This is a genomic window from Paenibacillus sp. FSL E2-0151 (assembly GCF_037993015.1).
GTDB lineage: Bacteria > Bacillota > Bacilli > Paenibacillales > Paenibacillaceae > Paenibacillus > Paenibacillus amylolyticus.
Genome location: NZ_CP150308.1, coordinates 787,991 through 812,456 on the forward strand (window position 1 = coordinate 787,991; position 24,466 = coordinate 812,456).

Sequence of the window (24,466 nt, forward strand, 5' to 3'; positions counted from 1 at the left end):
ACGAAGGTATTGGTGCTCATAACCAATTGTTTCACTCTCCCAAATGAAGTAGACTGAAAGGGAGTATGGTTACCATGTTACAAGTTTAATTCAACTATTTAATAAATGAGGTGTCCCTTTGAATTCTAATAATCATTCAATGGAACATGTGACTTCCGAGCAACGTAATGAACCGTCAAAGCCTGAACAACCGGGGAAATCATGGGTTGTCGAGCTGTGGGACTGGGTCAAAACGATTGTTGTTGCTTTTGTAATCATGATGCTGCTGAACCTGTTTGTGTTTAATCTGTCAATGGTCAAGGGACAGTCCATGCAGCCGACACTGGTTGAGCAAGATCGTCTTTTCGTCAACAAAATCGTATACCATCTGGGTAATCCTTCCCGATCAGATGTGATCGTACTTCGTGATCCAAGTGAAGGTGTAGAGAAGAAGGATTTTCTGGTGAAACGAATCGTTGGACTTCCGGGAGATACTATTGAAGTTAGGGATCACCATCTATATGTGAACGGCGATCAACAAGCGGAAACGTACACCGATATTGAGGTGCAGGACCCTGATTTTGGCCCAATCACACTAGAGCCGGATCATTTCTTCGTGATGGGGGATAATCGTCATGAAGGCAAAAGTAAGGATAGCCGAGTGTTTGGCAGTATTACATCCGACCAGATTGTAGGCAAGGCTGAATTTATTTTCTGGCCGTTTTCTGAATTGAAGAAATTGTAAAATGCTCACAGGACAACAACTTCAGATTGCATTTTGCGTTAAACCATATAGACTCGTTCCGTTTGAATTCAAGTATGCAAGGCATATATAGAAATTAACGCCTGTCCTCTTACCGTGAGGCGGGCGTTCACTATTTACGGAATAAGTGTCGGAAGAAGAGAGGGAAGAGAAATGACGAGCGTACAGACCGAGGCAGCACAGGATGCCTCCGTATGGGAAAAGTTAAAACAGGAGATCAAGGCAGCTGGCCCCGGACTGGGCATTGATGATATCGGTTTTGCTTCGGCTGATCCCTTTGTTTCCCTGAAGTCGCTACTGGAGCAGTCGCGGGATAAAGGGTATGCTTCAGGTTTTGAAGAGCCGGATATTGAAAAAAGGGTGCACCCCGCCTTAAAAGATGGCGAGCCCGCTTCACTTATTGCAATAGCCGTGGCATACCCATCCAAAATGGTGAATCCGCCGAAATCGGAGCCTGGTGCGTATCGAGGCATTTTTGCCCGTTCGGCTTGGGGTCAGGATTATCATCAGGTCCTGCGTGCAGCGATGGACAAGTTGGTCAATTTTATAAAGGAACGCGTACCTGAAGCCATGATCGAAAGCATGGTAGACACCGGAGCATTGGTGGATCGTGCGGTGTCCCAGCGTGCGGGGATTGGTTTTAGTGCCAAAAACTGTGCCATTATATCACCCAAATTTGGTTCATGGATTTTTCTCGGAGAACTGGTAACGAATATTCCTTTTCAACCAGACACACCTGTGACCGAAGACTGCGGTGAATGTACAAAATGTATTGATGCCTGTCCTACAGGAGCATTGGTGGGGCCGGGGCAGTTGAATGCACAGCGTTGTATTTCTTTTGTAACCCAGACGAAAGGGTTCGTGGATGAAGAATTTATGCTGAAAATAGGCAACCGTCTGTACGGTTGTGATACGTGTCAGATTGTTTGTCCGAAGAACCGGGGCAAGAACTGGGATCACCATCCCGAGTTTCATCCCGATCCGGAGATTGTGAAGCCACTCCTACTGCCGCTGCTGGACATCGGTAACCGGGAATTCAAGGAACGTTTCGGTCAGAGTTCCGCCGCTTGGCGGGGCAAAAAACCGATTCAACGCAACGCCGTTATTGCCTTGGGCAATTTCAAAGACAAAAGTGCTGTACCCAAACTTACAGAAGTATTAAAACGTGATCCGCGCCCCGAGTTGCGGGGAACTGCAGCCTGGGCGTTAAGCAGAATTGGAGGAGAAGACGCCATGAGAGCAATTGGGGAAGCTGCCGCTAACGAACAAGATGGGAACGTACTAAGCATGCTGCAGAAGGCCGAGGAGCGACTGAGTTCGTCCGAGACCTTACCCAAACAGCCACAGGCTGGACAAGTGAGTGAGAAGCAGCCAGAGGAACAGAACAACGAGAACAATGCCTTACGTGCGTTACAACAGGATTTGAAAATGGAAGCTGGGATTGAACCGGGTAGTGAGCAGTCTGCACAGCCTGACAAACCGGAAGCCGCAGCGTGGAAACCTTCAGCCGTTACAGGTCTTCATGGCAAGCCCGTATACTACGATGAGGTACTGACACCGATTGGTACTCTTACGTTATGCGCGACGGATGAAGGGCTGTGTCACATTGATTTTGGCGCCTTTCACGTACGCGAAGCTCATCTGCAACAATGGGCACGCATCTGGATTGGCGAGTATCGATATGAGAAGAATGAAGAGAAGCTCAGCGAAGCTGCAAAGCAGTTAAAGGAGTATTTTGCAGGGGAGAGAAAAACGTTCGACATGCAGCTTGATCGGCTTGGAACACCATTCCAGCTACAAGTATGGCAAGTTCTGTCCGATATATCTTATGGAGAGGCCTCATCACACCAACAGGTTGCGGAAATCATCGGCAGACCCAAGGCTGTTCGTGCAGTTCTGGACGCCATTAGCAAGAATCCGATTCCGATTATTATTCCCTGTCACCGTATCAGTGGTAAAGACGGTACCCTGGTGGGTTATGTAGGCGGTCTGCAAACCAAGGAGCAATTGCTCGCATTGGAGCAGCTATCGTAAGAGCGGGGGACGTTCATGAAGTATGTAAACGTGGAGAGCGTGGAAGCGGGGGAGCTTCTGGGCAAGACGGTATATTCCAGTAACGGCACGGTACTGCTGTCTGCCGGAGTCCAGCTCACCGTATACATGGTCAATACGTTGAAGCGTATTGGCGTGACCATGTTATACATCCAGGATGAAGCGTATAAAGATGTGGATGCAGAAGACATTCTGGATGAAACCACGAAACGGGCAATAATTAATGAAATGAGTGTCACACTCGAATCCATTCGATCCGGGAAAGACTGGAGTCCGAGAAAAGTTGCCCTCAGTATAGAGAAGTTGCTGAATGATGTACTGAACGGGCGTGAAATGCTTGTGCAGCTCACCGATATTCGTACCAAAGACAATGCACAGTATGTTCATGCGATGAATGTATGTTTGTTGTCTTCGGTCATCGGACTGAATATGGGACTCAATTATAATCAACTGAAGGACCTTGCTGTGGGGGCATTATTGCATGATATTGGCAAAGTGGGGGAACCTCCTGGCAGTGGCTCTGCTGCAAATTCTTCGCTGCACCATACATGGCGTGGATTTGAAGTGATTAAGAACAAACGGGAGTTCAGTCTGTTGGTCGCCCATACGGCCCTGCAACATCATGAGCATGTAGATGGTACAGGCATGCCGAGAGGGATCAAGGGGAGTGACATTCATCTGTTTGCGAGAATCGTTAGTGTGGCTAATATCTATGATAATCTCATTAATGGTTTATCCAAGGACAGTTTGATGCCACATGAGGCCTGTGAAGAGATGATGGCGTTGTCTGGTACAAAGCTGGATCGGGACATTCTGATTGAGTTCAACAAGAGTGTATCCGTGTATCCCAATGGTACAGCGGTACGACTGTCCACCAAAGAGACTGGAGTCATTGTGCGTCAACATCGGGGATTGCCCGGCAGACCTGTGATCAGGGTGGCACGCGGAAGTACGCGTTATTCTCTGGATGTGGTTGAAATCGATCTGGCTCAGCATACAACCGTTTTCATTGAAGCTGTCATGACGTAGCTTGTGTGCGGTTCAACTGGAAAATCCGTTTGCTCAAGGCGTGCGGAAATGCTATGATACTTTCAGGAAATCCGCTCTGTGTCAGGTTTGCAACATGTGTGTTGAACATCATGAAGTGACACGGATTATCAGGCTTTTTAGAATGCATACAGAGGTGTCTAAGAGATGGATATTGTTATACCGATTATTACATTGATTGTTGGTCTGGTCGGGGGATTTTTCATCGGGGTGTTCTACTTGCGTAAACAACTTGAGAAAATGCAAAGCAATCCGGACATGCTTCAGAAAATGGCGAAGCAAATGGGCTACAACCTGAATGGTAAGCAAATGCAGCGTGCCCAGCAGATGATGAAGAATCAGCAGCCAGGAGCGAAAATGCCTCAGCCGCAACAGCATCCTGCGCGTAAAAGTTCGGGCCGCCGAAAATAATAGCAGTGAAGTGAATAACTGCTTAAAGTGCGTGTTCAAAAAGTTGGGTTTTCAGTACCGAGAAGATGGGACGAAGCTAGAAATGGAGTAGCGGAGCGTAGTAAACTACGTGAGCAACGGACATTTCGGCTGAATTTCATATTCGACGTTGATGATGCCTTTAGGCATCCATCGTAATCAAAAGCGTACTTTTTGAACAACCTCTTAAAGTATTGTGGTTCGAAAGGAGGCGTTTGGCAGTGGCTGGCGTTAAAGATTATTTGAATTCAAAAGTATCCGACAATCGGGAGAAGATCGAGTATCATGTAGAGCAGATCCTGAAATTGATCGGAGAAGATAGTACACGTGAAGGGCTGCTTGAAACGCCTGCACGTGTGACCCGAATGTATGAAGAAATTTTTGGCGGATATGAAGTAGACCCGCGCGATGTGCTCGGTGTCACGTTTGACGAGAATCATGAAGAACTGGTTATCGTCAAGGATATTGTCTACTACAGTCAGTGTGAGCACCACATGGCGCCGTTCTTCGGCAAGGTGCACATTGGGTATGTACCAAGTGGCAAGATCGTTGGTCTGAGCAAAATGGCTCGTCTGGTCGAAGCAGTAACACGTCGCCTGCAAGTTCAGGAACGTATTACTTCACAGATCGCTGACATTCTGACAGAGGCCGTTGAACCTCATGGAGTTATGGTCGTTGTGGAAGGCGAGCACTTGTGCATGTGTTCCCGCGGCGTGAAGAAACCGGGAAGCAAGACGGTAACGTCTGCTGTACGTGGTTCTTTCCGTGAGAATCCGGCACAACGTGCGGAGTTCTTGTCTTTGATGAAAGATTAAGATCAGGTATGTCCACTCGCTGGACAAGCCTGATGAGTAAGTTCCTTTGGTTTTGGAAGCAGCAGTTTCTAAGCCATAGGATGTGATATAAATAAGCCGTGTTCCCTGGGAACCGGCTTATTTATATATGCCTTGTCATTCCTATATACTGGATACATATGAATTCGTTAAGCCGGAGGTAATGGAACGATGAGTGTACCTTCCCATTCAGATCAACCGGTTCAGCCGGAAAAGGGACTACAGGCAGATCAACAGGCTTCATTGCGTCTGCAAATCTGGGAGACTCCACTCATGCGACAAGGTAGTAGTGTACTCGAAGCTTTTGCTTGGGAAGAAGTTATGTGCAGGCGGGTTGGGGCAGGGCATCTACCTGTTGCACATATATGGAGACACCCAGATGCCTTTGTAGCGGGTCTGCGTGACCGCAGGTTGCCACAGGCTGTAGAAGCGATGGAACAGATTAGAATCCAAGGGACAGCGGTCTGTGTTCGGCCTTCCGGTGGAGCGGCAGTACCCTTGAACCCAGGGGTAGTTAATGTGTCGCTGATTCTGCCTAATCCCGGACATGCCATCAATATTCATGATGATTTCCGGGAGATGGCTTCGATTATTGCCGAGTCGCTAAAGCCGTGGTCGAATCAGGCGCAAACTGGCGAGGTTCAGGGTGCTTTTTGCCCGGGAGATTATGATGTCAGTGTAGGTGGCCTAAAATTCTGTGGTATTGCCCAGCGCAGGCAGGCAAAGGCGTATATCATTACGGCTTTTATCATCGTGGACGGTCAGGGTGATCAATTGGCAGCAGATGTGCGACAATTCTATCAGCATGCAGCAGGCGGGGCGAGTGAAGGATATCCCGATGTTCAGCCTGGCACGATGGCAAGTCTGAAAGAATTGGCAGGTGTACCTTCGGCTGCGGCATATACTGCGGCTTTGGTTCGGACACTGCGAGATCGCTATCCACTTGCGGAGACCAGCAGGGTGCTTAGCGTTGGCTCTGAAGAAGTACGCCTGACAGCTGAGCAGATGAAGCTGCGCTACGATTAACACTTTTTACTAGGGCTTGGAATTGGTTAATAGAGATGATATGATGTGATTTCGGAAGGAGAGTGTTAGGATGGACACATTGAGATATACGTATTTATATGAGGTTGTATCAACAGGCGAAAAATCCGAGTTCAGCCAAATGGCAACAAGCAAGGAAGAGGCTGCTGCACTGATCGTTGCACGTATAGCCGATCTGGAGTTTACAGATGAGTCTGATATCAAGCTTGGCGATCTGATCTCCATTAGCAAACAGGTTGGCGACAACTATGTGGCGTGCGAGGGCTGTGCTTCTTAAGTGAACATTTAGAAATAGGAAGTCTCTCAAAATACAAGCAAGTCTCTTTTTACCGGAGGCTTGCTTTTTTGTCTACACCAAAAGAGATATCTTTCAGTCATTCGGCTGGAGATATCTCTTTTTTCTCTAATCCATCTAAGCTCAAGCTTAATAAGGCGGCCACAACAACTTGCGTGCCGTTTCGTAACGCTCGGCCACAGCGGGCCAGTAGACAACGTTCCACCAATCCTCGATATACTTTTTGCGTTCATTCTGATGTTTCAGATAGTAGGCATGTTCCCACACATCCAGTGGCAGGAGTGGTACGATATCGGACTGGGACAGGTTCTGGTGTTTTTCCGCCTGCAAAATCTCCAAACGATGTGCTCTCGGGCTCCAGACAAGCATCGCCCAGCCACTGCCTTCCACCTTGTTCGCGGCTTCTGTGAATTGATTCTTAAACGCTTCATAACTCCCGAAATCTCGCTTGATCTGCTCTGCGAGCATACCGGAAGGTTTGCCGCCGCCAGCAGGATTCATAATTGTCCAGAAGATCGTATGCAGGTAGTGGCCTGCCCCGTTGAAGGCAAGTTCACGTTCCCAATGTTTGATGAGTTCAAAGTTATTCTTTTTTCGCGATTCCGCCAGCTTCTTCTCTGCTACATTTAGTCCGTCCACATAAGATTGATGGTGTTTGTCATGATGGATACGCATCGTCAGCTCATCAATATGTGGCTCCAGCGCATTGTACGCATAGGGGAGAGGCGGCAGTGTGTGTCCTCCAATGGGAACCGGCTTTTCTTTTACAGGAGGTGCTGTAGAGCTGGGTGTGGCTTGTGTTGTTCCGGTAGAAGGTGGTTGAATGGTTGCGGATTGGATATGAGCTGAACCGGCAGGTGCATTTACATTTCCCTCTGGAGAAGTTGGGGCTTCTGAAGCTTGGCGATGGATGCTTCCTGGCCCTGACGTATGCAGAGCATTTTCCAGAAAAAGTGACGGTTCCGAATCCGTTTCACGCAAGATGCCAGGTTGGCCAAGCGTATCCAATACGCCCAGAAAATACTCCGACTCGCGGATAAAATGCAGAATGAGTACTTTGGCAAGCGGAACAACTTGCACAGCAGCACTTTGCTCCAGAAGAACATACAGCTGTTTGATGAACTCTCTCGATTGCTGCCGAGCTGCCAACACAAGTTGATCGATACAACGAACCATGTAGGGAGCAGGTGGATGGGTTGCGGGCAATAGTTGTTTTAAAAGCTGATTGGCTACTCGCTCACTGTTTGCAAAGATAGCCTCCCATTCCTCCAGTAGCTTGACGTATGGGGGCTCCAGATCAGGAACCAGGGCACGAATGACGAGTGTATGTTCTTTCTCCTGTTCTTTCCAGAAACGGATTTCCTCCAATGTCCGCAGAGGCAGCAGGTGACCATATCCATACCAGTTCATATACGCGAGACCTCCTTTAGAGAAATTCAAAAATGCATAAATAGTTCATATAGGTAACCTAATCCGACAAATGATCTATGCGTTCAGACCATCTGTTCATGCGTCCCAAGAGTATATTCTCCGAGCTTGTTGTCCTATGAGTGCAAAAAAAAAGAGCCCCTGAGGGCTCTGGAAAAAATCCAATGATTGAAATTTGGTTATTGTCCATTATTCGTGTTCTGCACATCGTCACTGCTTGTTTTCGTTACATTACTGAGGAAAGTTGAGACACGGCGCAGATATTCCTTTGGATGCTCCCGGAAGATCAACTCATGATGCGCATCCTGGACAATCCATACATCGGAGTACGGATTGGTCTGGTTGGCGGCGAGTTGCTCCGCAATTGGATAAGGCGCCTTCTCGTCCTCTGTACCATGGATGAAGAAAATCGGGAACGGATAATCTTCCTTTTTCACTTCCTGGTATGGAATCTGTTGTAATCCGGTACCATTCAGAACAGGGAACAACAGTTTCATGATCTCCAGTGTAGGCTGACGCGGGAGATCGATCTGGTTGTGAATATTGTGGTACAGCGTATCTGGCTCCAGCAGGAACGCACTGTCCAGAATCATCGCATCTACTTCCTGCGTAATCAGTCCGGTTTGAAGCGCCGTACCGGCACCCATGGAGAAACCCCAGACAACCAGTTCCTGCGCACCGCGCTGCTTGGCGAACTGGATCGCACCGAGCAATTGCTGTGACTCAGCTTTGCCACCTGTGGCTACAGCTTTGTTCACCTGTGAGGCGAAGCCATAATCGAACATGACCACGTTAAACCCAAGTTGATGGGCATAGTGTGCCAGGTCATACATGGGTACCCATGTTTCTTCACGATTGGCACCATAGCCGTGACTGAAAATAATCGTTTTGCTTGCAGCATTGTCAGCAGGTATATACCATCCCTGCATCGTCCGGCTGCCATCTGCTGCCGGGAACGTGATATCTTCATACTTCATGTTCTTGGCTTGCATCGGATTGGAGAAGACTGGCGCTACCGTTGGATTGGATAATACCCATGCGATATAACCATGCAGTGCAATAAAACAAAACAGTAGAAAAAATACAACGGAGAGCAGCAACGCTACGATAATATGTTTGAACCGAATCAGCCTCGGTGATAGGGAAGAGGGCAGATCGGACACTTTTGTTTGCAGCGGGGCTTCGCTCTGGGATGATTGATACATGAATGCCCCTCCTTTGAAGTTCAGTTGAAGATAACAACGACATGTAAAGAGAATTGCGTCGATTTCAGAGCCTGCTTCAGAGCGATATCTTAATGTAATATATCTTTATCGTATGTTCCAATATAGTCAAAGTCAATTGATTGAGGGCATTTGTTACGCAATTGTTATATAGTTCTTAAGATATATGGGTAACATTACCTTAGTGTGTAAATTACAGGGGATTAAGTCTTATAAAAAGGAAAAATTTACACGTTGGCCTATTTTGATTTTGGCTCTTTTTGGTTTACAGATGAGACCGTTTCTCATATAATTTATGTAACCAAGTTTCATGTGATGAAACATGAGGAGGGCATTATGCCATGGAAGATCGCAAGTTAACCGTCCGGGCTGTGGAACGGGCGCTGGATATATTATTATGTTTTACCACACGCAGTGATCTGGGACTCACCGAAATTGCCAGCCAGATTGGCCTGCACAAAAGTACAGTGCACCGTTTGATGGCTACGCTGGAGGATCGAGGGTTCGTGATCCGCGATGCAGCAACAGAGAAGTACCGACTTGGCATCCGAATCTGGGAGCTGTCAGCTCATATGTCCCGCAGTGATGATCCCGCTATTCTGCTGCTGCCTGCGATGGAGCGACTGAGAGATCGATTGGGGGAGACCGTGAGTCTGTACCTGCGTGACGGCAGTGAACGGATTCGGATTCAGGCTGTGCAAAGTGATCAGGCGATCCGCCGAGTTGCTCCCGTTGGTGTTAGACTCCCGCTGTCTGTGGGGGCTTCCAGCAAAGTCCTGATGGCGTTTGCCACGGACGAGGATCGTGAAGAACTGATGAACGGGCCGGAATGGCCGGTGTTTATTGATCCCGCGGTGTATTTAGCGCAGATGGGAGATATCCGGGATAACGGATATGCCACAAGTTACGAGGAACGTGAGCCGGGAGCTGCCGCGGTATCTGTACCGATTATGGATCGCAGAGGCAATATTGCAGCTGCCCTCTCGGTCTCAGGACCTGTCAGCCGACTTTCGCAGGAGACATTGCATGAATACGCACCTGTGTTGAAGGATGCTGCTACGCAAATGGGGCTCATGTTATCCTGATGTTGAGGTAAGTTTTTTCTCCAATAGAGTTTGATCATTTGGAATATAAAGGTTGTTTTTATGTTCCGGTTGCGCTACTCTGTAATGGACGGCTCAACGGGGCCAGCTTCATTGAATATGAACGGCGGCTTATGTAAGCCGCAACTTATTAACGTTACTGGGGGAGTCCGAATTGTCCGGACTGAGACGGAATCGCATGAGATTCCGGACCCTTTGCACCTGATCTGGATCATACCAGCGTAGGGAAGTAATCGGCGATATGACCACAACCACCACATGATGTGACCCTTGTAGGGCTCCGTTAAGGAGCTGCATAAAGGTGCATTATTGGTGATGGACATAAAAGTCGGTTCCTTCGGGGACCGGCTTTTTTATATACAGGGAACGGGCGATATAGCGCGGATTTTATGGGCCTCTTTTTCGATAACCTGCGGAAGTGGGCTTGGATGAGGAGGGAAGTCTTATAGATCGATGATCTGTGGCAGCCTCCGTCTGTTGTTAACTGTACATGAAAAGTGTCTCCCCTGGTCTGGTGTAGGATCGCTCTTTCTTCTCTGCATTGCGCATGATTTGGGACAGGTACGTAAGCGAGCTAACGATGAAACCAACCAAACAAGCGACGAACACTGAGGAGGAGACAAGCGAACATGAGTACAGGAAATCAAACGGGACAACAAGCGACGGAACAGGGACATAACGATCAGCAGGTGGAAAAAGAAACAGGAGCGGCCGGACGGGTTCAGCCCTTTCCCGGTAGCCGCAAAGTCTACATTCAGGGCTCACGGCCGGACATTGCTGTACCGGAGCGTGAGATAGCCCTTCATGACACGAATACTCCCCAAGGGGTGGAGCATAACGAACCGCTGCGTGTCTACGATACGAGCGGCCCCATGACCGATCCCGAATTTCATGCGGATATCCGTGCAGGTCTGCCAGCCCTGCGCACTCGCTGGATCACAGAGCGTGGCGATGTCGAAGCTTACCAAGGCCGTACAGTTAAACCGGAGGATAACGGACTGAAGCCCGGAGGGAAGAGAGCTGGCGCTGAAGAGTACCCCGGATTACGAGGCAAACCGCTGCGAGCACAGACAGGACGCTGTGTGACTCAGATGCACTACGCGAGACAGGGAGTCATTACGGCAGAGATGGAATTCGCCGCCATTCGTGAAGGCGTGGAACCGGAATTTGTGAGGCAGGAATTGGCAAGTGGACGGGCCATTCTGCCATCCAACATCAATCACCCGGAGAGTGAGCCGATGTTGATCGGTCGTCATTTTCATGTGAAGATCAATGCCAACATAGGTAACTCTGCCGTATCTTCCTCCATTGAGGAAGAGGTCGAGAAGATGACTTGGGCGGTACGATGGGGATCGGATACGGTGATGGATCTGTCCACAGGCAAAAACATTCATACCACCCGGGAATGGATCATCCGTAATTCACCTGTGCCGATTGGTACGGTACCGCTGTATCAGGCGCTGGAGAAGGTGAATGGCGAAGCGGAAGCGCTGACTTGGGAGTTGTACCGTGACACACTCATAGAGCAGGCAGAGCAGGGCGTGGACTACTTTACGATTCATGCAGGTGTACTGCTGCGTTATATCCCGATGACCGCCAAGCGAATGACAGGCATTGTGTCTCGGGGCGGTTCCATTATGGCAGCATGGTGTCTGGCGCATCATCAAGAGAATTTTTTGTACACCCATTTTGAAGAAATCTGCGAGATTATGAAAAGGTATGATGTGGCGTTTTCGCTGGGAGATGGACTTCGTCCAGGCAGTATCTACGATGCCAATGACGAAGCTCAGATGGCGGAACTGGCCACGCTCGGGGAACTGACGCAGATCGCATGGAAGCATGATGTGCAGGTGATGATCGAAGGTCCGGGGCATGTGCCGATGCACAAGATCAAAGAGAATGTGGACTTGCAGATGGAGATCTGTAAAGAAGCACCGTTCTACACACTTGGGCCGCTAACGACCGACATTGCGCCAGGATATGATCACATCACATCCGCCATTGGGGCAGCCATGATTGGTTGGTTCGGCACGTCCATGCTCTGTTATGTTACGCCAAAAGAACATTTGGGCCTGCCCAACAAGGATGATGTGCGGGAAGGGGTTATCGCCTACAAGATCGCAGCTCATGCCGCCGATCTGGCAAAAGGCCATCCACGTGCCCAGCGCCGCGATGATGCATTGTCCAAAGCGCGCTTCGAATTCCGCTGGCGTGACCAGTTCAACCTGTCGCTGGACCCGGAACGTGCGCTGTCCTACCATGATGAGACACTGCCGGCAGAAGGGGCCAAAGAAGCTCATTTCTGCTCCATGTGCGGACCAAAGTTCTGTAGCATGCGCATCACGCAGGACATTCGTGCCTTTGCCGCTGATAAAGGATTATCCGAGAATGAGGCTGTAGCTGCCGGGATGCAGGAAAAGGCCGAGGAATATCGGACACGTTCCTAGGCGCCGGTACAGCGAAAGCTGGGCAATCTGACATCGTTTGAAGGTGAGAATACTGCTATCATGTCGTCTTCTTCATCTTATTGATCAGCGTCCTGATACTTTTTATCAGCATTATGGTTGATTGTCTAGCAGATGTTTAATAAAATGAATGTAAGTAAACACCAATAAGAGTAGCCAGGCCAATGGCTACTCCTGCACAGCATTTGCGGTGGGTATTCCTCCGAGTGCAGCAAGTTCAGATGAAGTGACCCGTCAGGCCGTCAACCTGTGGCGGGTCACTTCTTTTTACGATCGATGTATGTCAGGAGCGCAATAATTAACATCGCGAACACGATTACGTCGTTAAAAGAGAAGTTCATAGGATCACCTCCCACTGGAGGCAAGCCTATTTCCCACCACAAATTGGCTGTACAAAGTGATTATACCATTTGAAATGCTCTTGTTCGAGAGCATTTTTATTTTGCAAAAGGAGTCAATATAGTAGTTTTCACATGTTTTTAGTGATTGTAATACTTCACTCCAAATCAGCCTCTACTGTCGAGCCAGGCCCAAATTCTTCTCCAAATACACCGCAAGCAATGCCAGCGGGCTATGGATTGGAACACCGCGATCTATTGTAACCTGTGCAGCAGCGGGAGCCATAGACAGTTGGGCCGCCACTACCGCTTTACCCGGGTACTGCTCAGCAATCTGCTGTAAGCCTTCTCGTACCGCTTCGAGATACCCTTGCTGATCTCCACGCATAATCAACTCAAATGTCCCAGGGATGCACACCGCTTCCGTCTGAGATGTCTTGGCAACGTGTAGTTGCCCATTCTCATCCTCTTGCTGTAATGTCTGATTCACCCGCGCCATCGTTCCTTCAATGGTTGCCGGGTTGGTGAATGCGATTATGTAATCTCCTGCTACTCGCCGCATCTCCTGCAATAACGGATCATCTATGCCGATCACAGGCACAGGGACCTGTGTGGCTTCCTGCTCCAGTACTGTCGCAAACAGGGTACACGTGACCAGAATGGCATCGGCATGACACTCAGCGATCCATTGGAGCGTCTGGGCTACCTTCTCGCGAACGACAACCTCGGAAAAGTCAGCGTCATGTTTAAGACGGTCCAGACCTGGATCGACGTAATGGACCAATTCAACTTCATAAGGAGCAAGCGTCTCTTCAATTAAGGCGATGTTGGAATAATGAGCGTGAAAACAACCAATGGTGATCATGTGCTAAGTCCCCTTTTACAGTTCGTATATGTCATGGATCTTTTAGATATTTAAACCATTATAGAAACATGCCTGAGAACTGTACAGTCGTTTATTGCTCAACGCCAATAACCGCCCTTCCGCCAAGCTGCGGAAAGACGGTTGATAACCTGACTCGACTAGGGTCGGTCCGGTGTCCATTTTTATCTAAGGGAAGGAGAAGCATTTTTCTTCGCCATTTTTTGTTGCAGAATTTCATGAAAGGATAGACCTTGAGTGTTCTCATTCTCCTTTTTAGGAGCAGTGGTCGCCGTGTTGCGCGGATATTGGTGATGGTACGGGATCATTTGCTGAATAGGCATGCGGATCATCTTGGTTCCTCCTTTGATGCGTTTTTTTGAATTATGTATTTCGACTGGTTACCATGCCAGGTGCGCATATAGGTACATGTGACTTGTTAGACGAAATAAAAGAGTTTAAAGCGTAATTCCAATTGGATTGTAGTGATTTTACCCGGTTTTAAGGAGATGTAAACGTTTTTAGGGAAATTCAGGAGTAAAGGACCTAATATTAAAGGTTTGATATGGGAGGATCGAATCGGTTGTTATGTGAATAGTCCCAATTTTAAGGAAGTCAATGGTACCCGCATATGAGGCATATTATCTGGTTAAATGATGCAAAGCATGCTAACTAACTTGGTACCATGGTCGGGTTGTTTAGGGGATAATGTAGTTCCGGATATAACAAAAAAACTGCCGAGCGAACCCGGCAGCTTGCTTGATTATGAAGAAAGATGCGATGAAACTTTGATTCTGTCTGAGGTGGTATCGTGTTGGTTTTATCTACTTTGGCGAACAGCGATGTATATATCCACTTGTACACTTTCGGGATTCAGGCTGCGTTCATCATATAATTCAAAATCCCCGGTGAACGTACGATCACTTTGTTTATCCCAGGCCCACACGGCTCCCCAGGCTTCGCCAACAACCTCTGCCATCGGTCCTTTTCTGGAAGTGAATACGGCGTAAGTTGCAGGAGGGAGTAAAATGTCGTCCAATCCTTCAGGCAATGATTCGTTCGGACTGACCTCATGCCCTACCAGTATGGTGTATTCTCCGGTTATCCCATCGGTGTAATCCGTGTAACAACCATAGCGAACAACTTCAGGTGCAGGGAGGTGCTCTGAGGCAAAATAATTGTTCCAGAGTCCCTGAATACAGCCTTTGCCACTGATCTCAATGGCGTTGGTTGTGCGGGCGGATACGCCGGCAATACGTTTGCCAGGGAGCGTGACATAACGAACGGGCTGGGCAGAGAACGAATGCTCTGTTGTTACCTGACCAGGATTAGCGGAAGCAGTAGAGTTTTCAGCCAGAGATTCTGTGTGTTGATCCGTTGTATTCGTGCGCCAACGCTTCAAAAAAGGAAGCTGGTTGCGCAGCATCGAACGAGCGGATTCCTCATCCATGCCTTCGTCCTTCAGAATGGCAGTGCACATCTCCGTCATGCCTTCTAGTGACATACCGGGCTGCTCAAACTTGCCCTCTTTGTAACAATAAATACAGTACTCACGGGTTGTGCTTCCATCTGCTTCCGTTCCGAATTGGGCAGGGGTTGTGAGCGGCATTCCGCAGCTTTGACATACAGTAACGTTCATGATTAGTTCCTCCTCATATATGTAGAGATTGAATATATCTGAAGTATACGGGTAGGAACTGGACAGCTGTCTGTCAGGTTTGAGTCGGAGGTATATAATTTTGTACAATTTGCTCCGCGATACGGCAGATTTCATCCCGAATATGCTGAGGTTCCAATACTTCAACGTCCGCGCCGAAGCCCAGAATGAACCCATATAACCAGCCATCCTCGGGAAAAGCAACCTGGCTGATGTAATACCCAGTCCCATCAGGCATGACATTCTCGATCCCAAACCATTCTTCCGCAATATGACGGACGCGAGCATGGAATTTCAAGATTAACCTAGCTTGATTGTCCGGACGGCTCCATTCCTGTTGCCAGGGTCTGTCCTGTGGGTTGATGACTTTACGCTCGAAGTGCTCATTAGCAAGTGTGACATCTTGCATGCGCACAAGCTTGAACATGCGAAATTGATTCCGCTCGTGACAAAAAGCATACAGATACCAGGAATGCTTCTTGAGTACGATGGTATGAGGGTCGGCAGTTCGGTGAGTATGGATACCTTCCGCACTGCAGTAGGTAAAGGTTACGGGGCGTAATTGATCCATACCCTGTTCGATAAGTTCAAGCTTGATTTTCAGCGCTTCGGGATGCGTCCAGGTCGAATAATCCACGATGAATCGATTCGTATTGGCCTGAAAATCGTCATTTTTGGATTCAGGTACGATACTGCTGAGTTTTTCGACCAGAAGCTCACGCGCCGCATTAGCATGGGAAGTGGATACACTGCGCAGTGCAGTGACGATGGAGGCGAGGTCCTTGTCTGTTAATACGTTTCGATCCAGACGGTAACCCTCTGCCAGACCAATCCCACCGCTTGCCCCCTGATATGTCACCACGGGGATGCCTGCTTGACCCAATGTATCGATGTCCCGATAGATGGTCCGGATTGATACTTCGAACATATCTGCCAAGTCTTTGGCTTGTACCCGTCCACGATTGATTAGCAACACCACGATGGCTAATAAACGCTCCAGTTTCATATGTATGGATTCCTTTCATTGGTTTATCTGTTGGATTCAAATATGTTATATTGTTGAGCATCACACATAGGAGTGGAATAAGCAATGAAGCGAATTACGATTCTGATCGCAGACGATGAAGTTGAGATCGCTGATCTGGTTGCTTTACATTTACAAAAAGAAGGATATCATACCATTAAGGCCTTTGATGGGAAGGCGGCGGTTCAAGCTGTTCAGACCCAAGCGATAGATTTGGCGATTCTGGACATTATGATGCCTGGTATGGACGGGTATGAGGTGACCCGTAAAATTCGGGAGCAGCATCATTTACCGATCATTTTCCTAAGTGCCAAAACGTCAGATATGGATAAAATTACGGGACTTGTAATGGGTGCGGACGATTATATGACCAAACCGTTTAATCCGATGGAGCTTGTTGCCCGGGTTAACTCCCAGTTACGTCGTTCTCTCCAATTTAGCCAGTCTGCGCCTGTGCAGAGGTCCATTCTCGAGAAGGGTGGGCTCATCATCACGCCAGATCAACATCGCGTTACACTCTACGGCAAACCAGTGGAACTAACACCGAAGGAGTTTGATATTTTGTATCTGCTCGCGAGCCACCCCAAGCAGGTGTTCAGTGCAGAAAACATTTTTGAACAGGTCTGGGGAGAAGCCTATTACGAGAGTGGGAATACCGTGATGGTCCACATTCGGACCCTGCGCAAAAAACTGGGGGAAGATGTGAATAAGAACAAGTTTATCAAAACCATCTGGGGTGTGGGGTACACGTTTAATGACTAAACGAAGAAGTTTTCGTACAACCATGATTATGTTGCTAGGGTTAAGCATGCTTGCCTCTGGTGCAATTACCTATGGGATTTATAAGCTTATGCAAGCCTATTATTCGGGTGTCCGTGCAGAAGATCAGCTCGCTGAATATCGTCATTTTATGAGAAGTATCGGGGATATCTATTTCTTCCTGATTTTATTTATCCCACTCGCCATTCTATTTTTCTTCTGGTTTACCAAGCCCTACGCGACGTATTTCAAGGATATTTCTACAGGGATCAGGCATTTGGCCAACGGTGACTTTCAGCATCGTGTGCAGATCTCCTCGAAGGACGAGTTAGGTACGATTGCGGAGGATGTGAATTTGGCAAGTGAGAAGCTAAAGGAAGCAGTAGAACGAGGGGATTTTGCTGAAAATAGTAAGGACCAGCTTGTTGTCAATCTGGCGCATGACCTGCGAACACCGCTGACGTCTGTGCTTGGATATTTGGATCTGCTCATGAAGGATGATCAGTTAACGGAGGAGCAGGTACGGCACTTTACGTCGATTGCATTCACCAAATCACAGCGCCTGGAGAAGCTGATTGATGATTTGTTCGAAATTACCCGTATGAATTATGGCATGTTGCCTATAAACAAGACACAGCTGGATCTTAGCGAACTGCTGAAGCAGATGAACGAAGAACTCTATCCTGTATTTGAAAAGAACCAACTAGTCGCCCGACTAAAAATAGACACTGACCTTACGGTCTCCGGTGATGGCGAGCTGCTGGCTCGTGTGTTCGAGAATCTGCTAATTAACGCTGCACGGCATGGCAAGGATGGCATGTACGTAGATATTAATGGATATCGGGATGCAGAACAGGTCATCATTCAGGTGATTAACTATGGCGGACATATTCGTCCGGAGGAATTGCCACATATCTTCGATATGTATTACACCGGAGATCGTGCCAGGACCCCTCAGGAGGGTGGGACAGGCCTTGGACTGTTTATCGCTCGTAATATTGTGGAGCAGCATGACGGTACGATCTCGGCTCAGAGCGACGTGGTACGGACGTTATTCGAGGTTCGTTTGCCCGTCTTCCAATAAGGTTGACGTCAAATTTAAGAAAAACTTTAAAATTGCCCTGCTTTTTCTTTAACTTGTGTTGTCTATCCTTGATGTATGAGGTAAAAGGAGGAACAAGCATGAAAAAGTGGGGCTTTTTGATATGTATCATTTTGATCGGATATATTGTTACGCAATCACCGGGATGGATTCAGCAGAAGGATGAGTTGCCCATCGAGATTCAGAATACGCGTGAAAATCCCGCAGGTTATACCGTATCCGTCACCGGAAACATTCAGGATCAGATATATAAGGGCAATTTGTTACTGGTTGATAAGCAATACCCCGTACACCCGGAAGGAGTTAAATCCGATATTGTATATGTGGCACATGAGGATGATCTGCTTCGTGGATATGGGATACTGGATCAGAAAATCATGTTATCACGACAGGTGGCGCAGGAGTTTCAGAAGATGGTTGAAGCAGCAGGCGAAGAGGGAGTCCGATATTTTCTCGTCAGCAGCGGGTACAGGGACTTTGAAAAGCAGGACGAGTTATATCGGGAAAAGGGTTCAGACTATGCGCTTCCTGCGGGACACAGTGAGCACAATCTTGGGTTATCGCTGGATATCGGCTCGAGCTTGGCTGCGATGAATGAAGCACCAGAGGGTGCCTGGCTGGAAAAGAATGCATGGAAATACGGATTTATTTTACGTTACCCAAAGAATAAAGTGCGCATCACCGGTATTCAGTATGAACCATGGCACTTTCGATATGTAGGGCTGCCGCACAGTGCTGTCATGTATAAGAATAATCTGGTGCTGGAAGAGTATCTCGATATGCTTAAAGAGAAAGAGAACATTACTGTGGAAGTAGAGGGTCAGGAGTATCATATCCGCTATTATCCGGCCACCAGAGACACAACCGTTTACATACCTGAGCAAGGCCAAACTGAAATATCGGGTGATAACATGGGTGGCGTCATCGTCACCGTAAAGAAATAACAGGGCAACACAAGGGAGGCGAAACAACATGAAGCACAACAACCAGAAGAAAAGCAAACATTACATCCTTTGGATTGCCGTTTTCATTATCTATTTATATCTGCTGACTAAGCTGATTCTGTTTAAAGGAAGCCCGGTCGATTTTGGCATCGTGAAGGATCGACTGATGGCGTTCTTGCAACAACCGGATCTGGTCCATACCCGAACCGTCAACCTGACACCATTTCAGGAAATCTCACGAGACTGGAACAGTCTATCGTTACATCGTCCAGGTACAGCAATCCATCTGGTAGGCAATATACTGGCTTTTATCCCGCTGGGCATCTTCATTCCCGTGTTGACGGGTAACAAGTTATTCTCCGGAGTAAAAGTGCTACTGCTGTCTTTGCTGCTCAGTTTGGGTTATGAAGTGACACAGTTAGTGACTGGTATGGGCATATTTGATGTGGATGATTTGATGCTTAATACACTCGGCGGCTTCATTGGATATATTGTTTTCACTATGGCTATGGGTCTGAAAAAGGTGTTGGTGGGAGGAGAATCCCGCGTGACGACGAAAAAGTTAAATTCTAAGGAAAGTCACGTGTAAGGAGGGGAAGAACTTGATTATAATGGCTGTACTATTCATTAGCGCAGGGCTAATATTTCTCGTGTATCCACACAAGGTAACGGATGCTTCGGAAAAACAGATTGCGGAGCGAGTGATCATGTCTAGATGGGTTGGAGGCTCGTTAATTGCTCTGTCGTGTTTATTTCTGATCATGGGCACGATTCAACTGTTAGATCAAGCCTCACATCACATTGGGCATTAAAAGGCAGTTGGCTTTGAAGATTGATTTTTAAACATATCCCAATTATAAAAAGCAAAGCAAGAAAAGCTCCCCGCCACGTGCTGATTGCACGTAATGGGGAGCTTTTTTGTATAACTTCATCACATTAATGATTTATATCATTAAGCTTTTTTCATCATTTGACGCAATACAGTTTGCAGGATACCGCCGTTATGGTAGTAATCCACGTCAACCATGCTGTCCAGACGAGCGATGACAGGAAATTCGAACTGTGTACCGTCTTCACGAGTTACGGTAACTTTCAACTCTTGTCCTGGCTTCACATCATTGCTGAGGCCAGTAATGTCATACGTTTCACGTCCGTTCAGACCAAGGCTGGACCAGCCGTGACCTTCCTGGAATTGCAATGGCATTACGCCCATGCCGACCAGGTTACTACGGTGAATACGCTCGAAGCTTTCTGCGATAACGGCTTTGACGCCGAGCAAGAATGTTCCTTTTGCCGCCCAGTCACGGGAGCTTCCTGTACCATACTCTTTACCTGCGATAACGATCAGGTTCTGTCCTTCATCCTGATACTTCATGGAAGCATCGTAGATGGACATTTCCTCGTCCGTTGGCAGGTACTTCGTGATACCGCCTTCTGTACCAGGAGCTACCTGGTTACGAATACGAATGTTGGCAAACGTACCACGCATCATGACTTCATGGTTACCACGGCGTGAACCGTAGGAGTTGAAGTCTTTGCGCTCTACGCCATGTTCTTTCAGGTACAGTCCAGCCGGGCTGGATGGTGCAATATTACCTGCTGGCGAGATGTGATCCGTTGTTACGGAATCCGCAAGCAATGCCATGACACGTGCAGAACGGATATCTGCGATATCGTTCAACTTGTCGCCAAGCTCTTGGAAGAACGGAGGATTCTGAATGTACGTGGAGTTCGGATCCCACTCGTACAATTCACCTTCCGGTACAGAAATTGAATTCCAACGCTCATTGGCTGTAAATACATTCTCGTACTTGTTGCGGAACATCTGAGCGTTCAGGGAACTTGCGATGGTATCCTTGATTTCCTCGGAAGTAGGCCAGAGGTCTTTCAGGAATACAGGCTCATTGTTCGTATCATAACCGATTGGATCGGTTTCAAAGTCAATATTCACTGTACCCGCAAGTGCATATGCCACAACGAGTGGTGGTGATGCCAGGTAGTTGGCTTTAACCTGTGCATGCACACGGCCTTCGAAGTTACGGTTACCGGACAATACAGCCGCTACGGTCATATCGTTCTCAGCAATAGCTTCGCTCACTTCGTCCGGCAGTGGGCCGGAGTTACCGATACATGTTGCACAACCGTAGCCCGCAACGTTGAATCCGAGTTTGTCGAGATACGTGATCAGGCCTGCTTTTTCCAGGTACTCAGTAACAACCAGGGAACCTGGTGTCAGACTGCTTTTCACATATCCTGGTTTGGTCAAGCCGCGTTCAACTGCTTTTTTCGCCAGTAGTCCCGCTCCAACCATAACACTTGGATTCGAAGTGTTCGTACAACTTGTGATCGCCGCGATCACAACAGCGCCTGCCTTCAGTTCACTGTTGGAACCGTCCGGATGCTTCACAGGTACGGATTGTTCGATTTTCTCATCGCTCAAACCGTAGCCGCCTTTATCTACAGGTGTGCGAATGATGCTGTTGAAGCTTTCTTTCATTTGTGTCAGCTCGATGCGATCTTGTGGACGTTTTGGTCCTGCAAGACTTGGTACAACAGAGCCGAGATCCAGTTCAATCACATCTGTGAATTCAGGATCAACGGTGCTTGAAGTACGGAACATGCCTTGAGCTTTGTAATAAGCTTCAACCAATTCTACCTGCTCGTCAGGACGGCCAGTGTTACGCAGATAGTTCAACGTTTCACTATCAACAGGGAAGAAACCGATCGTTGCGCCATATTCTGGTGCCATGTTGGCTACTGTTGCACGGTCAGCCAGACCGATGTTGGCAAGACCTGGTCCGTAGAATTCTACGAATTTACCAACAACGCCTTTTTTACGAAGCAATTGGGTAACGGTCAGTGCCAGATCCGTTGCTGTTGCGCCTTCACTCAGGCTGCCTGTCAGTTTGAAACCGATAACGTCCGGTGTTACAAAATAAAGCGGTTGGCCCAGCATACCTGCTTCAGCCTCAATACCACCAACACCCCAACCAACAACACCAAGTCCGTTGATCATGGTGGTGTGGGAGTCTGTACCTACGAGGGAATCCGGGAATACAACGGTTTCGCCGTCCACGGTTTTGGTTGCTGCCACGGAAGCCAGATACTCAAGGTTAACCTGGTGAACGATCCCTGTGGATGGTGGAACTGCACGGAAGTTGTTGAATGCCGTTTGCGCCCAACGCAAGAAGCGGTAACGCTCTTCATTACGCTCAAACTCAACTTTGATATTGTAATCAAGTGCATCGTTGGTACCAAAAGCATCAACCATAACGGAGTGGTCGATAACGAGATCGACGGGTACGAGCGGGTTGATCTGTTTTGGATCGCCACCTGCTTTTTTCACAGTATCACGCATTGCAGCGAGGTCAACGACAACCGGTACACCGGTGAAATCCTGCAGAACGATACGTGCAGGGATGAATGGAATTTCCTTGTTATTGTCACGGCCATCTGCCCAGCCGGTCAGTTGTTTTACGTGTTCTTCGGTGATGGCACGTCCGTCGAATTGACGAATTGCTGCTTCAAGCAACACTTTAATGGAGAAAGGAAGCCTGGAAAGATCGCCGTGGCCGTTTTCCTGAAGAGCATCGAGACTGTAGTAGCGGTAAGACTTGCCTCCAACCTCAAGACTGCGAGCGGCGGAGAAATGATTCTTTGCTGACATACATGTACCTCCTTGGGATGTGTCGGTGAGATGAAGAAAACGTTCATTTAGGTGAAGAACAGGCCTTCATCGTTCCGTGTTCTTGTTCGTTAGTTTCATCAGATGAAACGTAATTTCATAATCATAACTTTAGTTTTAAGTATACCGTTTTCACCTCCGTACGTAAAGGTCTTTTTGCCTGATCAAGCAAGCTTTTGGACCGATGAAGGCGTTTTCGTGAAGCGAGCAGGAATAAGATATCTTGTGTACCTGTATTTGCCGAATTTCGGATCTCCCTCCTGAGCCGTGTACATACAACCGAAGACCCTTTCATATGAATAGTAGGAGTTTATATATGCAATGAAATATTCCAGACAGAACTCATGCCAAAGGGGGACACAGGCTTGGAACGGGAATGGAAGAGTGCCTTATATACTTACGTGAACCAGTACAATCGCTGTGAGATCGACTACCGTCCACAGACCAGCGAACGGATCGTTACCGATCCTGACTTCGTGGTGGAACGGGGAGAGCGTATGGCAAGACTGGACGAATGGTATCGTAAGCGGCGCGCCGTGCCTCTTCGCAGCGAGACCAGCGCCAAGCTTGTGCGCACGCTTATGGATGGCCAGGAAGAAGCGGTGGTGGATGTACAATTGTACAGCAGACTGTTCTACGAGAAGAGCGGGATCACCCACCGGGAGGACCGGATTGAGCGGGAGCGGTTAACCTTTCTGCGGCAGAGTGGTGGATGGATCATTGGGCGGGTCGAGCGAGAAGTGCCGGAGCGTCGCCCTGCTGGGGAAGGGCGTCCGTTTCAACAAGCTGATTTTGTACAGGCGATGAATCGGCCGCTGCTGAATCGGGAAGTGTTGGGTCAAGGAAGAAGCTCACGGCAACAGTCATATCGCAGAGATCTGGCGGTTGCCTATGCAGATCGGTGGTGGAATGCGGGGAATCCGGCATTTGAGGAATTTGATGTGGATTGTACCAATTACGTGTCCCAATGTCTCTTTGCAGGGGGCGCACCCATCCACTATACTGGTAGAAGAGAAGCTGGCTGGTGGTATAAAGGGTATGTGAATGGCTCCGAAATGTGGAGTTACAGTTGGGCAGTTTCCAACAGTCTGGAGCGTTATTTGTCAGGCAGCAGCTGGGGGCTGACCGCGACAGAAGTGGAGCGTCCTGAGCAGCTGATGCTCGGCGATGTTATTCTCTACGATTGGGATGGAGATGGACGATTTCAACACAGCACCGTTGTGACCGCGTTTGATGCGGGCGGTATGCCGCTTGTTAACGCACATACGGTTAGCAGCCGTCACCGCTTTTGGGATTACCGGGATTCTTACGCTTGGACAGAGCGGACGGTATACCGGCTTTTCCATATTGCAGATGAGTTTTGATGACGAAAGATTTTCGGGATGCGGTGACGCAGACATCCAGTTCCGTGTAAAATAAGACCAGATAATGCAA

At 48.2% G+C, this 24,466-nt stretch carries 22 protein-coding genes and 1 riboswitch; of the genes, 15 read left to right on the forward strand and 7 right to left on the reverse strand.

All coding sequences use genetic code 11. The features are described 5' to 3' along the window. Positions 1-118: 118 nt before the first annotated feature. From lepB to MHI55_RS03810, 7 genes are all read left to right on the forward strand, one after another. Entirely contained in the window at positions 119-724 is a 606-nt protein-coding gene (gene lepB / locus MHI55_RS03780; RefSeq protein ID WP_340388887.1) for a signal peptidase I, read from the forward strand. 171 nt (positions 725-895) lie between these two features. Continuing rightward, positions 896-2,776, forward strand: a complete 1,881-nt coding sequence (gene queG, locus MHI55_RS03785) for a tRNA epoxyqueuosine(34) reductase QueG (protein ID WP_340388890.1) — start codon at positions 896-898, stop codon at positions 2,774-2,776. 15 nt (positions 2,777-2,791) lie between these two features. After that, positions 2,792-3,823 (forward strand): HD domain-containing phosphohydrolase, encoded by a 1,032-nt coding sequence (locus tag MHI55_RS03790; protein ID WP_017690779.1) that lies wholly within the window; start codon positions 2,792-2,794, stop codon positions 3,821-3,823. Positions 3,824-3,988: 165 nt separating this feature from the next. Further along, the gene (locus MHI55_RS03795) at positions 3,989-4,252 is read left to right on the forward strand and encodes a YneF family protein (RefSeq protein ID WP_017690778.1); all 264 of its coding nucleotides are present in this window, start codon (positions 3,989-3,991) and stop codon (positions 4,250-4,252) included. 239 nt (positions 4,253-4,491) lie between these two features. Continuing rightward, the gene (folE, locus tag MHI55_RS03800; protein WP_036614134.1) at positions 4,492-5,085 is read left to right on the forward strand and encodes a GTP cyclohydrolase I FolE; all 594 of its coding nucleotides are present in this window, start codon (positions 4,492-4,494) and stop codon (positions 5,083-5,085) included. Between the two features lie 189 nt (positions 5,086-5,274). Beyond that, positions 5,275-6,129: a lipoate--protein ligase family protein gene (locus MHI55_RS03805; protein ID WP_340388892.1), complete on the forward strand. Its 855-nt coding sequence runs from the start codon at positions 5,275-5,277 to the stop codon at positions 6,127-6,129. A 70-nt stretch (positions 6,130-6,199) separates the two neighbouring features. After that, positions 6,200-6,424 carry a hypothetical protein gene (locus MHI55_RS03810; RefSeq protein WP_036614132.1) on the forward strand — a complete coding sequence of 75 codons (225 nt, stop codon included), beginning with the start codon at positions 6,200-6,202 and terminating at the stop codon, positions 6,422-6,424. Between the two features lie 147 nt (positions 6,425-6,571). On the opposite strand, the gene MHI55_RS03815 is transcribed toward MHI55_RS03810, so the two are convergent. After that, a complete protein-coding gene (locus MHI55_RS03815) occupies positions 6,572-7,852 on the reverse strand; it encodes a Fe-Mn family superoxide dismutase (RefSeq protein ID WP_340388894.1) in 1,281 nt (426 codons plus the stop codon). A 197-nt stretch (positions 7,853-8,049) separates the two neighbouring features. Continuing rightward, positions 8,050-9,075: an alpha/beta hydrolase gene (locus MHI55_RS03820; protein ID WP_340388896.1), complete on the reverse strand. Its 1,026-nt coding sequence runs from the start codon at positions 9,073-9,075 to the stop codon at positions 8,050-8,052. Positions 9,076-9,434: 359 nt separating this feature from the next. Between MHI55_RS03820 and MHI55_RS03825 the strand changes: the two genes are divergently transcribed. Together MHI55_RS03825 and thiC are read left to right on the forward strand one after the other, a co-directional pair. After that, a complete protein-coding gene (locus MHI55_RS03825; protein ID WP_017690772.1) occupies positions 9,435-10,178 on the forward strand; it encodes an IclR family transcriptional regulator in 744 nt (247 codons plus the stop codon). A gap of 149 nt (positions 10,179-10,327) precedes the next feature. Then, positions 10,328-10,441: riboswitch (TPP riboswitch) on the forward strand. A gap of 384 nt (positions 10,442-10,825) precedes the next feature. After that, the gene (gene thiC / locus MHI55_RS03830; RefSeq protein ID WP_340388898.1) at positions 10,826-12,643 is read left to right on the forward strand and encodes a phosphomethylpyrimidine synthase ThiC; all 1,818 of its coding nucleotides are present in this window, start codon (positions 10,826-10,828) and stop codon (positions 12,641-12,643) included. A 531-nt stretch (positions 12,644-13,174) separates the two neighbouring features. Here the strand turns inward: thiC and MHI55_RS03835 are convergent. The 4 genes from MHI55_RS03835 to MHI55_RS03850 form a co-directional block, all read right to left on the reverse strand. Next, entirely contained in the window at positions 13,175-13,864 is a 690-nt protein-coding gene (locus MHI55_RS03835; RefSeq protein ID WP_340388901.1) for a hypothetical protein, read from the reverse strand. A 182-nt stretch (positions 13,865-14,046) separates the two neighbouring features. Continuing rightward, the gene (locus MHI55_RS03840; RefSeq protein WP_017690769.1) at positions 14,047-14,214 is read right to left on the reverse strand and encodes a hypothetical protein; all 168 of its coding nucleotides are present in this window, start codon (positions 14,212-14,214) and stop codon (positions 14,047-14,049) included. A 467-nt stretch (positions 14,215-14,681) separates the two neighbouring features. Beyond that, positions 14,682-15,500 (reverse strand): zinc ribbon domain-containing protein, encoded by an 819-nt coding sequence (locus MHI55_RS03845; protein ID WP_100526784.1) that lies wholly within the window; start codon positions 15,498-15,500, stop codon positions 14,682-14,684. Positions 15,501-15,573: 73 nt separating this feature from the next. Continuing rightward, the gene (locus MHI55_RS03850; RefSeq protein ID WP_340388903.1) at positions 15,574-16,524 is read right to left on the reverse strand and encodes a YafY family protein; all 951 of its coding nucleotides are present in this window, start codon (positions 16,522-16,524) and stop codon (positions 15,574-15,576) included. 84 nt (positions 16,525-16,608) lie between these two features. Between MHI55_RS03850 and MHI55_RS03855 the strand changes: the two genes are divergently transcribed. The 5 genes from MHI55_RS03855 (at position 16,609) to MHI55_RS03875 (ending at position 20,159) form a co-directional block, all read left to right on the forward strand. Next, positions 16,609-17,304, forward strand: a complete 696-nt coding sequence (locus MHI55_RS03855; RefSeq protein ID WP_036614121.1) for a response regulator transcription factor — start codon at positions 16,609-16,611, stop codon at positions 17,302-17,304. Beyond that, the gene (locus tag MHI55_RS03860; RefSeq protein WP_127550881.1) at positions 17,297-18,385 is read left to right on the forward strand and encodes a HAMP domain-containing sensor histidine kinase; all 1,089 of its coding nucleotides are present in this window, start codon (positions 17,297-17,299) and stop codon (positions 18,383-18,385) included. The genes MHI55_RS03855 and MHI55_RS03860 overlap by 8 nt, the downstream gene beginning before the upstream one ends. Before the next feature lie 98 nt (positions 18,386-18,483). Next, positions 18,484-19,347 (forward strand): M15 family metallopeptidase, encoded by an 864-nt coding sequence (locus MHI55_RS03865; RefSeq protein WP_340388905.1) that lies wholly within the window; start codon positions 18,484-18,486, stop codon positions 19,345-19,347. A gap of 28 nt (positions 19,348-19,375) precedes the next feature. Next, positions 19,376-19,936, forward strand: coding sequence for a VanZ family protein (locus MHI55_RS03870; RefSeq protein ID WP_340388907.1), 561 nt, complete (start codon positions 19,376-19,378; stop codon positions 19,934-19,936). A 13-nt stretch (positions 19,937-19,949) separates the two neighbouring features. Continuing rightward, positions 19,950-20,159 carry a hypothetical protein gene (locus tag MHI55_RS03875; RefSeq protein WP_036614116.1) on the forward strand — a complete coding sequence of 70 codons (210 nt, stop codon included), beginning with the start codon at positions 19,950-19,952 and terminating at the stop codon, positions 20,157-20,159. A 140-nt stretch (positions 20,160-20,299) separates the two neighbouring features. Here MHI55_RS03875 and acnA read toward each other — a convergent pair whose 3' ends face one another. Beyond that, positions 20,300-23,014, reverse strand: a complete 2,715-nt coding sequence (gene acnA / locus MHI55_RS03880) for an aconitate hydratase AcnA (protein ID WP_036614112.1) — start codon at positions 23,012-23,014, stop codon at positions 20,300-20,302. A 362-nt stretch (positions 23,015-23,376) separates the two neighbouring features. On the opposite strand from acnA, the gene MHI55_RS03885 reads away from it, so the two are divergent. Further along, positions 23,377-24,396, forward strand: a complete 1,020-nt coding sequence (locus MHI55_RS03885; RefSeq protein WP_047841417.1) for an amidase domain-containing protein — start codon at positions 23,377-23,379, stop codon at positions 24,394-24,396. Positions 24,397-24,466: the final 70 nt, after the last annotated feature.